Source organism: Mycolicibacterium arenosum, assembly GCF_024320865.1.
In the GTDB taxonomy this organism is placed as follows: domain Bacteria; phylum Actinomycetota; class Actinomycetes; order Mycobacteriales; family Mycobacteriaceae; genus Mycobacterium; species Mycobacterium arenosum.
In genome coordinates this window covers 66,595-79,705 of record NZ_JANDBD010000002.1, presented here as the reverse complement: position 1 = coordinate 79,705, position 13,111 = coordinate 66,595, and the positions used below count along the sequence as shown (strand labels likewise).

11 protein-coding genes are annotated in these 13,111 nt (G+C 67.8%); 7 read left to right on the top strand and 4 right to left on the bottom strand.

All coding sequences use genetic code 11. From position 1 onward, the window contains the following. Positions 1 to 78: 78 nt before the first annotated feature. The 6 genes from NM203_RS04070 (at position 79) to NM203_RS04045 (ending at position 7,664) form a co-directional block, all read left to right on the top strand. Entirely contained in the window at positions 79 to 1,260 is a 1,182-nt protein-coding gene (locus NM203_RS04070) for an acyl-CoA dehydrogenase (RefSeq protein ID WP_255058400.1), read from the top strand. 8 nt (positions 1,261 to 1,268) lie between these two features. Continuing rightward, the gene (locus tag NM203_RS04065) at positions 1,269 to 2,366 is read left to right on the top strand and encodes an acyl-CoA dehydrogenase family protein (RefSeq protein ID WP_255058399.1); all 1,098 of its coding nucleotides are present in this window, start codon (positions 1,269 to 1,271) and stop codon (positions 2,364 to 2,366) included. A 3-nt stretch (positions 2,367 to 2,369) separates the two neighbouring features. Continuing rightward, positions 2,370 to 3,878: a long-chain-fatty-acid--CoA ligase FadD17 gene (fadD17, locus tag NM203_RS04060; RefSeq protein WP_255058398.1), complete on the top strand. Its 1,509-nt coding sequence runs from the start codon at positions 2,370 to 2,372 to the stop codon at positions 3,876 to 3,878. Between the two features lie 273 nt (positions 3,879 to 4,151). Then, a complete protein-coding gene (locus NM203_RS04055) occupies positions 4,152 to 4,961 on the top strand; it encodes an SDR family NAD(P)-dependent oxidoreductase (RefSeq protein WP_255058397.1) in 810 nt (269 codons plus the stop codon). A gap of 159 nt (positions 4,962 to 5,120) precedes the next feature. Beyond that, positions 5,121 to 5,834, top strand: coding sequence for an envelope biogenesis lipoprotein LpqN (locus tag NM203_RS04050; RefSeq protein WP_255058396.1), 714 nt, complete (start codon positions 5,121 to 5,123; stop codon positions 5,832 to 5,834). Between the two features lie 75 nt (positions 5,835 to 5,909). After that, positions 5,910 to 7,664, top strand: coding sequence for a protein kinase domain-containing protein (locus tag NM203_RS04045; RefSeq protein WP_255058395.1), 1,755 nt, complete (start codon positions 5,910 to 5,912; stop codon positions 7,662 to 7,664). Positions 7,665 to 7,668: 4 nt separating this feature from the next. On the opposite strand, the gene NM203_RS04040 is transcribed toward NM203_RS04045, so the two are convergent. After that, positions 7,669 to 8,799, bottom strand: coding sequence for an NAD(P)H-dependent flavin oxidoreductase (locus tag NM203_RS04040; protein WP_255058394.1), 1,131 nt, complete (start codon positions 8,797 to 8,799; stop codon positions 7,669 to 7,671). Positions 8,800 to 8,828: 29 nt separating this feature from the next. Then, the gene (locus tag NM203_RS04035; protein ID WP_255058393.1) at positions 8,829 to 10,481 is read right to left on the bottom strand and encodes a medium/long-chain-fatty-acid--CoA/3-oxocholest-4-en-26-oate--CoA ligase; all 1,653 of its coding nucleotides are present in this window, start codon (positions 10,479 to 10,481) and stop codon (positions 8,829 to 8,831) included. A 68-nt stretch (positions 10,482 to 10,549) separates the two neighbouring features. Here NM203_RS04035 and NM203_RS04030 point away from each other — a divergent pair, with 68 nt between their 5' ends. Continuing rightward, the gene (locus NM203_RS04030) at positions 10,550 to 11,350 is read left to right on the top strand and encodes a crotonase/enoyl-CoA hydratase family protein (protein WP_255058392.1); all 801 of its coding nucleotides are present in this window, start codon (positions 10,550 to 10,552) and stop codon (positions 11,348 to 11,350) included. A 90-nt stretch (positions 11,351 to 11,440) separates the two neighbouring features. Here NM203_RS04030 and NM203_RS04025 read toward each other — a convergent pair whose 3' ends face one another. Both NM203_RS04025 and NM203_RS04020 read right to left on the bottom strand, forming a co-directional pair. After that, the gene (locus NM203_RS04025) at positions 11,441 to 12,484 is read right to left on the bottom strand and encodes a phosphotransferase family protein (RefSeq protein WP_255058390.1); all 1,044 of its coding nucleotides are present in this window, start codon (positions 12,482 to 12,484) and stop codon (positions 11,441 to 11,443) included. 45 nt (positions 12,485 to 12,529) lie between these two features. Further along, the gene (locus NM203_RS04020; protein WP_255058389.1) at positions 12,530 to 13,108 is read right to left on the bottom strand and encodes a TetR/AcrR family transcriptional regulator; all 579 of its coding nucleotides are present in this window, start codon (positions 13,106 to 13,108) and stop codon (positions 12,530 to 12,532) included. Positions 13,109 to 13,111 lie beyond the last annotated feature (3 nt).

Genomic DNA, 13,111 nt, shown 5'->3' with positions numbered 1-13,111 from the left:
AGACTAGAACGTGTTACAACCGGGGAGGGAAGTGCCCCCTGTGCCCCCACGGTTCGGTAGACGAAAGAGGAAGTCGCGATGCGCATCGGATACACGCCCGAGCAGGAGGAGTTGCGCCGCGAACTGCGCGCTTACTTCGGCAAGCTCATGACACCCGAGCGCGCCGAAGCGCTGTCCAGCAGCGAGGGCGAGATGGGACGCGGCAACGTCTACCGCGACACCGTCCAGCAGATGGGCAAGGACGGTTGGCTGACCCTGTCGTGGCCGAAGGAGTTCGGCGGACAGGCGCGGCCTCCGATGGACGGGCTGATCTTCAACGACGAGGCCGCCATCGCCAACGTGCCGGTGCCCTTCCTCACGATCAACAGCGTCGCGCCGACGATCATGCACTTCGGCTCCGACGAACAGAAGAAGTTCTTCCTGCCGAAGATCGCCGCCGGTGAGCTGCACTTCTCGATCGGCTACTCCGAGCCGGGTGCGGGCACCGACCTGGCCGCTCTGCGCACCACCGCGGTGCACGACGGCGACGATTACGTCATCAACGGCCAGAAGATGTGGACCAGCCTCATCGCCTACGCCGACTACGTGTGGCTGGCCGTCCGCACCAACCCCGAGGCCAAGAAGCACCGCGGCATCTCGATGCTCATCGTGCCGACCACCGCCGACGGCTTCTCCTGGACGCCGGTGCACACCATGTCCGGGGTCGACACCAGCGCGACGTACTACCAGGACGTCCGCGTTCCGAAGTCGGCGCTCGTCGGCGAGGAGAACGGCGGCTGGAAGCTCGTCACCAATCAGCTCAACCACGAGCGCGTGGCGCTGGTGTCGGCGCAGCCCATCTTCTCGGCGCTCGACGGCGTCCGCGAGTGGGCGCAGAACACGAAGGACGCGCACGGCCGGCGTCTGATCGACTCGGAGTGGGTGCAGCTCAACCTCGCTCGCGTACACGCCAAGGCCGAGGTACTCAAGCTGATCAACTGGGAACTGGCCTCGACCGAGGACGCGTCGCCCTCCCCCGCGGACGCATCCGCCGCCAAGGTGTACGGCACCGAACTGGCCACCGAGGCCTACCGACTGCTCATGGAGGTGCTCGGCACGGCGGCGACGCTGCGCAAGGACAGCCCCGGCGCGCTCCTGCGCGGTCGCATCGAGCGCATGCACCGGTCCTGCCTGATCCTCACGTTCGGCGGCGGCACCAACGAGATTCAGCGCGACATCATCGGCATGGTGGCCCTCGGCCTGCCCCGAGTGAACCGATAGGAACGACAATGGATTTCACGACCGCAGAAGAGACCAACGACCTGAGTGGCCTCGTTCGCGACATCACCCAATCGGTGTGCACGCCCGACCACTTCAAGGAACTCGACAAGCTCGACGAGCGCTTCGACACCGCGCTCTGGAACAAGCTCATCGCCGCCGACGTGCTCTCGGCCGCCGCACCGGAGTCGTTGGGCGGCGGCGGTTTCGGCGTCCTCGAGCAGACGGCGATCCTGACGGCGCTGGGCCGTCAACTGGCCGCAGTCCCCTATCTGGAGTCGGTCGTTCTGGGCGCGGGGGCCCTGGCCAGGTTCGGCTCCGAGTCGCTGCGGACCGAGTGGGCCACTCCCGCGGTCACCGGCGAGAAGGTGCTGACCGTCGCGCTCGACGGCGAAATGGGGCAGGGGCCCGTCCAGGGTCAGGCGAACGGCGACGGCTACCGCCTCACCGGCACGCGGGCACTCGTCGCGTTCGGCCCCGTTGCGGACGCGTTCCTCGTGCCCGCCGAGACCCCGTCGGGTGAGCAGGTCTTCCTCGTCGCCAAGGATGACGCCGGCGTGACGGTCACGTCGCTCGACACCACCGGGCACGGCAGCGTCGGACAGGTGGACCTGCAGGGTGTCGAACTCGGTGCCGATCGCGTGATCGGCGGCAGCGAGGTCCTCGACTGGATTCGCACGCTGTTCACGCTGGGCCACAGCGCTTTCCAGCTCGGCGTGCTGGAGCGGGCGCTGGAGCTTACCGCGACGTACGCGCGCGAGCGCGAGCAGTTCGAGCGCCCCATCGGCAGCTTTCAGGCCGTGTCGTCGCGATTGGCCGACGGGTACATCGACATCAAGGGCCTGCGACTGACCCTCACCCAGGCCGCGTGGCGGCTCTCCGAGGATCTGCCCGCTTCGCTCGAGGTCAACAGCGCGGCGTTCTGGGCCGCTGAGGCGGGCCACCGCGTGGCGCACACCACGGTGCACGTACACGGCGGTGTCGGCATCGACACCGACCACATCGTGCACCGCTACTTCCTGGCCGCCAAACAGACCGAGTTCGCCGTCGGAAGTGCCACCGGGCAGCTGCTGCAGATCGGCCGTGAGCTCGCCGAGACGCCCGTCTAACTCTTGACGGCCCAACGTAATCCGACGGTTTCCGATCTACTGGCGCCGCTCGTCGACGTCACTGATCGGGGCATCCACGACGAACACGGATTCGTCACCTACCGCGACCACATCCGGGCGGGTGCCGAGATCGCCGCGGCGTTGACGGCCCGCCTGGATCCGGCCCGGCCGCCGCACGTCGGGGTGCTGCTCGGCAACACGCCGTTCTTCTCCAGCGTGCTGGTGGCGGCGAGCCTGGCCGGCCTGGTGGTCGTGGGCTTGAATCCGACCCGGCGCGGCGAGGCCCTGGCCCGCGACGTCGAGAGGGCGGACTGCCAGTTCGTGCTGACCGACGACGCCGCCCTGGTGCCTGCGGGAGTAGAGGTCGTCGACGTCGAATCATCCGACTGGGCTGCGGAACTCGATGCGCACCGCGGTGCACCGGTGGCGTTCGTCGACGTCGCTCCCGACGATCTGTACATGCTGATCTTCACCTCGGGCACCAGCGGCGAGCCGAAGGCCGTGCGCGTGACGCACGACAAGGTGGCGTTCCCCGGCCGAATGCTGGCGGAGCGGTTCGGGCTGGGTGCGTCCGACACCGCCTACCTGTCGATGCCCCTGTTCCACTCCAACGCCGTCATGGCGGGCTGGGCGGTGGCCGTAGCCGCGGGTGCGTCGATCGCGTTGCGCCGCAGGTTCTCCGCGTCGGCGTTCATCCCGGACGCGCGGCGCTTCGGCGCCACCTACGCCAACTACGTCGGCAAGCCCCTGTCCTACATCCTGGCGACGCCGCCGTCGGCAGACGACGCCGACAACCCGTTGCGCTTCCTCTACGGCAACGAGGGCGCCCCACGGGATCTGACGCGCTTCGCCGAGCGCTTCGGCGTCACCGTGGTCGACGGGTTCGGCTCCACCGAGGGCGGTGTCGCGATCGCGCGCACCCCCGACACCCCCGAGGGATCGCTGGGGCCGCTCACCGATGAGGTCGCGATCATCGACGTCGAGACCGGCGAACCGTGCCCGCCCGGCCGCATCGGCGAGCTCGTCAATCCCAAGGGTCGCGGGTGGTTTCGCGGGTACTACGGCGACTCGTCAGCGGAAACCGAGCGCATGGCAGGCGGCGTCTACCATTCCGGCGATCTGGCGTACCGGGACGAGGCGGGTTACATCTACTTCGCGGGGCGCCTCGGCGACTGGATGCGCGTCGACGGCGAGAACCTCGGCACCGCACCGATCGAGCGGATACTGATGCGTTACCCCGACGTCGTCGAAGCCGTCGTGTATCCGATCCCCGATCCCGCGGTCGGTGATCAGGTGATGGCCGCGCTGGTCCTCGCCGGACGGGCGGCGTTCGACGTCGACGAATTCACCGCGTTCCTGGCCGACCAGCCGGACCTCGGACCCAAGCAGTGGCCGAAGTTCGTCCGCGTCAGCTCCGGACTCCCCCGCACCGAGACGTTCAAGGTGCTCAAACGCCAACTGTCCGCGGAGGGCACCGGCTGCGCCGACGCGGTGTTCGCGATCCAGCGCTAGGTTGGACCCGTGGGCTACCGCGAAACGGCGGCCCCGACCCCGCTCCGCGAGCTGGTCGAGTGCCGCTGGACGAACGACGTTCCGCGTTCGGGCGCGCGGATCCTTCCCGACGGATCGACGACGAGGTGATCGTCGCCGGTCCCGACACGACCGAACTGGTCACTCCGCGAGATGGAATCTGACGACGCGAACCCGCCGAACACGTCGTCAGATTCCGTCTCGAGTCGCGGTCAGGCCAGCGCCGCGACGTGGCCGGTGGCCTACTCTGACGCCGTGGCCGTATCCCCCGATCAGATCCTGCTGACCGACCGCGTCGCCGTCGTCACCGGTGGCGGATCCGGCATTGGCAAGGGCATCGCCGCCGGACTGGCCGCGTTCGGGGCCACGGTCGCGATCTGGGAGCGCAACGCGGAAACCTGCGCAAGCGCCGCGGAGACCATCGGCGCGCTGGGCATTCCGACCGATGTCCGGGACTCCGCGCAGGTCGACGCCGCGCTCGCCCGGACCGTCGACGAACTGGGCGCCGTCACGATCCTGGTGAACAACGCGGGCGGAGTCTTTCCCTCGCCACTGCTGGAGACGTCGGAGAACGGCTGGGACGCGCTGTACCGCGCCAACCTCCGACACGTGCTGCTCTGCACGCAGCGGGTCGCCCGATTGATGGTCGAAAACCGTTCGGGCGGAAGCATTGTCAACATCACGTCGATAGAGGGTGTGCGAGCGGCGCCCTATTACGCGGCCTACGCGGCCGCCAAGGCGGGCGTCGTCAACTACACCAGGACCGCCGCACTGGAGCTGGCTCCACACGGCATCCGGGTCAACGCCCTGGCGCCGGACTTCACGCTCACCGAGGGCCTGGCGGAGATGATGACGAAACCGGGCCAGCTGGAGAGCGCGGCGGCGATGGTGCCGCTGGGCCGCGCGGGCCACGTCGACGAAATGGCGAACGCCGCGGTGTTTCTCGCGTCGGCCATGAGCGACTACATCACCGGGCAGACCATTCACATCGACGGCGGTACCCACGCCGCCGGTGGGTGGTACCCGCATCCCGAGACCGGCCAGTACGTTCTGGGACCCGTATGAGAAGTCGCCACGCGCCTGAAAGATTCGACGCAGACGAAAACGAGTAGATCTACTCACGCAGATGAGCGCCCTAATTGGGCTACGCTTCGCTGCGGAATGGCCAACGGTGATGTTTGCCCTCAGCCTCCCGAATGTCACTGAGAACAAGGAGTGGAAGACATGAGAGCATCTGCGCTCACCGGCGTGGCCGCGGCCATGACCGCCCTGGCCGTGGTGCTGTCCGGCTGCGGTTCGGATACCAAGACCGCGACGGAGAGCAGTTCCAAGACGGAGACGTCATCCAAGGCCGACAAGACCACGGAGACCTCCAAGAAGCCCAAGGTTACGAAGACGTCGGAAGCGCCTGCAGCAGGCCCGAATCCGACGATCGCGACCTACATCCAGGAGAACAACATCCAGGAGATCGGCATCAAGATGGGCGACCCCTCGGCGCCTCCCGTCAACCTGCCGGTTCCCCCCGGCTGGGCGGTCGTGGCACCCGAGGAAGCCCCCGAGTGGGCCTACGGCGCGATCGTGAACACGGAACCCGAATGGGCCGACGACCAGCCGAACGTCATCGCGATCATGTCGAAGCTCGTCGGCGACGTCGATCCGGATCAGATCGTCGCGCTCGCGCCGGGTGAGCTGATGAACCTCCCGGACTACGACGGCGGTGAGGGTGAAGCCAGCACGCTGGCCGAGTTCCCTGCCGTGGTGCTCGGTGGCACCTACACACGCGACGGCGAAACCCGCTTCATCGCGCAGAAGACCGTGCTGATCCCCGCACCGGACGGTCAGTACGTTCTGCAGCTCAACGTCGACGGACCCGAGGATGCGAGGGACGTGCTGAACGCCGTGACCGAGACGATCGACAACGAGACGACGATCGGCTGACCTTCTTCACCAAACTCGAACGCCGTCGGGGTCAAACCCCGGCGGCGTTCGGTACTTTTACGTGATGGAGGTGTGATGGAGGGAACCGAGTTCGGCCGCTACCGACTGCTCGACCTGCTGGGTCGCGGCGGAATGGGCGAAGTCTGGCGGGCTCGCGACACGCTGACCAACCGCGTTGTGGCACTCAAGGTGCTGCTGGCACAGTTCGCCAACGACCCCACCTTCCAGCAGCGGTTTCTCCGCGAGGCACAGACGGCCGCGGCGCTCAACGAACCGCACATCGTGCCGATCCACAACTACGGTGAGATCGACGGACGACTGTTCGTCGACATGCGGCTGATCGAAGGCCAGGATCTGCAGGAACTGCTGGAGTCCGGCCCACTTGCCGTGTCGCGCGCGGTCCGCATCATCGAGCAGGTCGCCATGGCTCTCGAGGCCGCCCACGAGGTCGGCCTCGTCCACCGCGATGTCAAGCCGTCGAATGTCCGCGTCGCGAAATTCGACTTCACCTACCTCATCGACTTCGGTATCGCGCGCACCGCGGCGGACGCCGGCCTGACGGGCACCGGCAATACCATCGGCACGTGGCACTACATGGCGCCCGAGCGGTTCAACACCGGCCAGGCGGGCACTCGCTCCGACGTCTATGCGCTGGCCTGCGTGCTTCACGAATGCCTCACCGGGGCAAGGCCTTTCCCCGGTGACAGCATGCAGCAGCAGATCACCGGCCACTTGATGTCGCCGCCGCCACGGCCATCGGAAGCCCGCCGCGAGCTGTCTCCCGCGTTCGACGAGGTCATTGCGCGCGGAATGGCCAAGGACCCGAACGACCGCTACCCGACTGCCATCGCACTGGCCCGCGCCGCCCTTGCCGCGGCCGACACCCCCACCGCCGCTGCGGATCCCACGACCGGTCGATATCGTCCCCTGACCCCGGCTCCCCGCGCCGCCACCACCTCGCAGCCGCCGGGACCGCATGCGCCGCAACCGTATCCGACACCGCCGCCGATTCCGTACCCGACACCGCCGCCGGCCCGCTACCCGACGCCGATGCCCTACCCGACACCTCAGCCGCCGTCAGCCGCACCCACCGGCGGATCCAAGCGCAGCCGAACGCCGCTCGTCATCGGCGGTGCGATCGTCGCGGTGATCGCCGTCGTGGCCGCGATCATCGGCGTGGTGGCGATGACCGGATCGTCCGGCAGGGACGAGCCCGCGCCGAGCTCCACCGTGCGCGCTCAGGTCCCGAGATCCCCCGACCCGACCTCGACGGACCCCACCACCGCAACCACTGAGGCGCCGGCACCGGGCGAGCCGCAACCGACGATCGCGACGTACATCGCGGACAACGGCATCACCGAGACCGCGGTCCGGAAGGGCGATCCCGGCGCTCCGGTGATCGGCCTCCCCGTGCCCGCGGGTTGGGCGGTCGCCACCTCTCCGCCGGAGTGGGCGTACGACGCGATCGTCAGCACCGATGCCGCGTACCAGGACGATCCGCCGGCGATATTCGCGATCATGTCCAAACTCGAGGGCGCCGATGCGGAGCAGCTCCTTGCGCACGCCCCCGGCGAGCTTATGAATCTCCTTGACTACCAAGGGGGAACGGGCGAGTCCAGCGAGTTGGACGGCTACTCCGCCGTCGTGCTCGCCGGCACCTTCACCGGGGACAACGGTGCGCCTCGTTCGATCGCCCAGAAGACGGTGGTGATCCCGGCGTCGGACGAGATCTACGTGCTCCAGCTGAACGCCAACGGCCCGGAGGGCGCCCAGGCGATCCTGGACGCCGCCACGGCGACCGTCGACGCCGAAACGACGATCACGTTCTGATCCGTCAGTTGTCGCGGATACCGTCGAGGCGTCTGGTGGCGTCCTCGAACCCACCGACGAGTTCGGCGATGATGTCGGCGACGGGCCGGATCTCGTTCATCCGCCCCACGATCTGACCGACTGGCATGGCGACCGTCGTCGGATCGCTGGATTCGCTCATCCGCTGATGCGCCTCGGAGACCAGGATGTTCTGCAGCGGCATCGGCAGCGGTTCCGGTGCACCGTCGGCGTCCCAGGCGTCGGTCCACCGACTCTTGAGCAGTCGCGCCGGCTTGCCGGTGTAGATGCGGCGGCGCACGGTGTCGCTCGAACCGGCAGCCAGCAGCGCCTGCTGGATCACCGACGCACCACCCTCGGTGCGGACGCCGAGGTCGTATTCGGCGGCGGTGAGGAACGCCGAACCCATCCACACGCCCTGCGCACCGAGCGCGAGCGCGGCCGCCACCTGGCGGCCGGTGCCGATACCGCCCGCGGCCAGCACCGACGTCGAAACGCCAAGAGCGGCCAACCCATCCACGACTTCCGGGACGAGCACCATGGACGCGATCTCGCCGGTGTGCCCGCCGGCCTCATGGCCCTGGGCGATCACGATGTCGACGCCGTTCTCGGCGTGGCGCTGCGCGTGCTTCGCGCTACCGGCCAGCGCGGCGACCGGAACCCCCGCGGCGTGCACCTGATCGATGACGTCCTTGGGCGGTGACCCGAGTGCGTTGGCGATCAGCTTGATCGGATGCTTCAGCGCCACCTCGACGTGGCTGCGAGCCACCGAATGCAGCCAGCCGAGCACGCCTTCGGACTTCTCCTCGTCGTCGGGCAACGGCGGCACCCCGAGGTCGGCGAGCGTCTTGTCGACGAAGTCCCGGTGGGTCTGCGGGATCAGCTTGTTGATGTCGACCGACGTGCCCTCGGTGGGCACCTTGGCGGGCATCACGATGTCAACGCCGTAGGGCTTGCCGTCGGTGTTCGTGTCCATCCACTGCAGGACGTTCTCGAGGTCGTCGGCGTCGTTGAAGCGGACGCAGCCGAGCACGCCGAGGCCACCGGCCCGGCTCACGGCGGCGGCGACCTTCTCCGACGGCGTGAAGACGAAGATCGGGTAGTCGATACCGAAGCGGTCGCAGAGTTCGGTGCGCATTTATTTCTCCCGTCGCTTCGCTCGCCCCATCAGGTGGCCGCCTTCGCGTGCTTGGCGTGCACGTCGTCGGCGGGCCGCTCCTCCGTGGTGTCCTTCGCCCAGCGGTAGTCCGGCTTGCCCGCGGGTGAGCGTTTCACCTCGTCGACCAGCCACAGGCTGCGCGGCACCTTGTAGCCCGCGATCTCACTGCGCACGAACGCATCCAGATCGGCGAGCGACGGGCGGGTGCCCTCACGCGGCTGCACGACGGCGGCGACGTGCTGACCGAAACGCGGATCCGGCACGCCGACCACCAGTGCGTCGAAGACGTCGGGATGGCCCTTGAGCGCGGCTTCGACCTCCTCGGGATAGATCTTCTCGCCGCCACTGTTGATCGACACCGAGCCGCGGCCCAGCATCGTCACCGAACCGTCGGCTTCGACCTCGGCGTAGTCACCCGGAATCGCGTACCGCACGCCGTTGTAGGTCCGGAAGGTCTCCGCGGTCTTCTTCTCGTCCTTGAAGTAACCGACCGGGATGTGGCCGCACTTGGCGATGATGCCCCGCACTCCCGAGCCCGGCACGACCTCGTTGCCGTCCTCGTCGAGCACCTTGGTGTTCTTGTCGATCGTCACCCGCGGACCGCCGGTGTGCGACTGACCTTTCGCCACGATGCTGGTGCCACCGAAACCGGTCTCCGAGGAACCGATCGAGTCGGTGATGACGCGGTTGGGCAGCAGTTCCAGGAACTTCTCCTTGAGGCTGGTGGAGAAGAGCGCCGCGGTACTCGCGAGCAGGAAGAGGCTCGACAGGTCGTATTCGTTGCCGGCGTCCTGATGGGCGAGCAGCGCGTCGAGCAGCGGGCGCGCCATCGCGTCACCGGTGAAGAACAGCAGGTTGACCTTGTGCTCGTGGATGGCGCGCCAGACCTCGTCGGCGTCGAATTCCGGTGCCAGCACGGTGGTTTGGCCCGAGAAGATCGACATCCAGGTGGCCGACTGAGTGGCGCCGTGGATCATCGGCGGGATCGGGTAGCGGATCATCGGCGGATTCGCGGCGGCGGCCTTGGACAGGTCGTACTCGTCGGCGATCGGCTCACCCGTCGCGAAGTCGGTACCGCCGAACAGGACACGGTAGATGTCCTCGTGCCGCCACATCACGCCCTTCGGGAAGCCGGTGGTGCCACCGGTGTACAGCAGGTAGATGTCGTCGGCGCTGCGGGGACCGAAGTCGCGCTCGGGCGAACCCTGCGCGATCGCCGAGTAGAACTCGACGCCGCCGTAACGCTCGAAGTCGTCGTCGGAACCGTCCTCGACCACCAGGACCGTCTTGACGTTCGGCGTCTCCGGCAGCACGTTGGCGACCCGGTCGGCGTAGCGGCGCTCGTGCACCAGCGCCACCATGTCGGAGTTCTCGAAGAGGTACTTCAACTCGCCCTCGACGTAGCGGAAGTTGACGTTGACGAGAATCGCGCCGGCCTTGACGATGCCGAGCATCGCGATGACGATCTCGATGCGGTTCCGGCAGTACAGGCCGACCTTGTCGTCCTTCTGCACACCCTGGTCGATGAGGTAGTGGGCCAGGCGGTTGGCCTTCTCCTCCAACTGGGCGTAGGTGAGCTGTTCGCCGCCCGAGATGAGGGCGACACGGTCTGGCACGGCGTCGATGGCGTGCTCGGCAAGATCGGCGATATTCAGGGCCACAGCACTAAACTAGAACGTGTTACATTTCGAGACAAGTCTGTGGCGACGAAGCTGAAAGGCGCATCCTGTTGAGCGAGTTGGAAAAGGGCCCCGATGCCCTCATTGAGCAGCGCGGACACACCCTGATCCTGACGCTGAACCGGCCGGAGGCGCGCAACGCGCTGTCGACTGAGATGCTCTCGATAATGGTCGACGCCTGGAACCGCGTCGACGAGGATCCGGAGATCCGCACCTGCATCCTGACCGGCGCCGGGGGTTACTTCTGCGCGGGCATGGATCTGAAGAACGCCACCAAGGCCCCTCCCGGCGACTCGTTCAAGAGCGGCGCCTTCGACCCGACGAAGATCGAGGGCCTGCTGAAGGGTCGGCGGCTCACCAAGCCGCTGATCGCGGCCGTTGAGGGCCCGGCCATCGCCGGCGGCACCGAGATCCTGCAGGGCACCGACATCCGCATCGCCGGAGAGAGCGCGAAGTTCGGCATCTCCGAAGCCAAGTGGAGCCTGTACCCGATGGGCGGCTCGGCGGTGCGACTGCCGCGCCAGATCCCGTACACCATCGCCTGCGACCTGCTGCTGACCGGCCGCCACATCACCGCGGCCGAGGCGCTGTCCTATGGACTCATCGGTTACGTGGTGCCCGACGGCACCGCACTGGACAAGGCCCTCGAGATCGCCGACGTCATCAACGGCAACGGGCCACTGGCCGTGCAGGCGATCCTCAAGACCATCCGCGAGGCCGAGGGCATGCACGAACTCGACGCGTTCAAGCCCGACACCGCCAACGGCATCCCGGTGTTCCTGTCCGCTGACGCCAAGGAGGGCCCCTTGGCGTTCAAGGAGAAGCGGGCGCCGGTCTGGCAGATGAAGTAACTGCGTAACCCCACTTATGCGCGAACGTTGGTTACCGGCACGCAGAATCGCTCGGAAGCGTGGCGGTAACCAACGTTCGGCGGGATGTGGTCAGAGCCTCGCGCGGAGCAGCCCGAGCACGTCGAGGTCCTCGATGGCGGCCGTCATCGACAGCAGCGCGGGTCGCGTGACCTCGACTGGCTGCCACTGCTCACCCATCGCCGCCGTCGAGACCGCTGCGATCCACGAGTAGAGCGAGAACAGTCGGTACTGCTCGCGTGCCGTGTCCGCGGCGAGGTCCCAGCCGTGCGACGACAGCGCCGCGAGGTAGCGATCCAGCAGCGCGTCCTGTTCGGAGCGGCGCACCTCGATGGGCAGCGAGTTGCACGTGAAGTACGCGACGTCGCGCAGGCCCGGCGACCGGCACGCGACGGCCCAGTCGAAGAACCCGGTGCGACCGCCGTCCACGAAGAGGTTCCCGATGTGGTCGTCGCCGTGGATCAGCGTCTGCTCGCCCTCTCCGTACAGTGCGATCACGTCGCCGGAGCGCTCGATGTAGAGCTCGGCCAGCTCCTGGAACGCCGCACCCATCTCGTCGCCGAACTGCTCGAGACCGAGCCGGATGAAGTGCGTGCGCTGCGCGGCGAGCTCGCCGTCGGTGGGCGTGCGGCGCATTCCCTCGGCGGGCGTCAGCCAGCTCATATCCGTCCCCCGGTACGCCGCGTGCAGCACCGCGAGCTCGTCGACGAGTGACGTGGCCACGTCCAGCACATCGGGGTCGGTCGGAGTCGGGAACCTGCAGCCCGCAGCGGCGAGATCCTCGAGCACCATGATGAACGAACCGTCGGCCGGATCGCAGGCGGCATGCCACACGTGTGGAATCCGCACCGGCAGTTCACCTCCCACCGCCCCGTAGAGCCGCGCCTCGGCCACCCCCAACCCGATCCTGCGAAGAAAGCCGCGCTGCTCGGCTGTGAACGGCTGCAGCTTCACGAACACGCTCGCCGGCAACTCGGAGTGCCCGGTCAGTCCGACGCGGGCCCGCCCGGTGGTGCCGGAGTGCGCGTCGAGCAGGTCGACCGCCGTCACCGGCAGGCCGAACACCTCGCTGAACCAGACAGCGGTCAAGTCCGCGGGATCCGCCGGAATCGTCACCGCACGGAAATTACCCGCATCGCGCATGTATCGGACAAAAACGGTCTAATGTCCGATCTGTGGTACGAGCGCGCGAACGACGAACTGGTCGACGAATCGCCGCTTGGCCGCTTGGCCGCGGTACCGCCACGGCGGCGACAACAGGAACAGCGCCGCGGTGTGAATCCACCGCGCCACCTCGCGCCGATCCAGGTCCGGGTACATGTCGCCGCTGTCCTGCCACATCGCGAACAGTGCGTCGTAGTGCGCACTCACCACGTCGACGATCTGCTCGGACCCCAACTCCAGGGCCGCCGACAGCGCCGTGCTCTCGCTGGCGAACAGCGCCTCGTTCAAGGCGTCGCCGGCCACCGAACCGACCGGGACCAGGACCATCCGGGGGATGCAGCGCCGCGGATCGTCCGGTCGCTTCAGTGACCGCACCAGGCGCGCCAGTGCGGCGTCGATCCGCACCAGAACCAGGGCCAGCAGCAGATCGTCGCGCGTCGGGAAGTAGCGGTACACCGTCGACCGGACGACGCCGGCTTCGTCGGCCACTGCGGCCATCCGGATCTGAGTGTCACCGCGTGCCACGATGCACCGCCCCGCGGCGGCCAGGATGCGGTCCCGTGCGTCGTCGCTCATCGG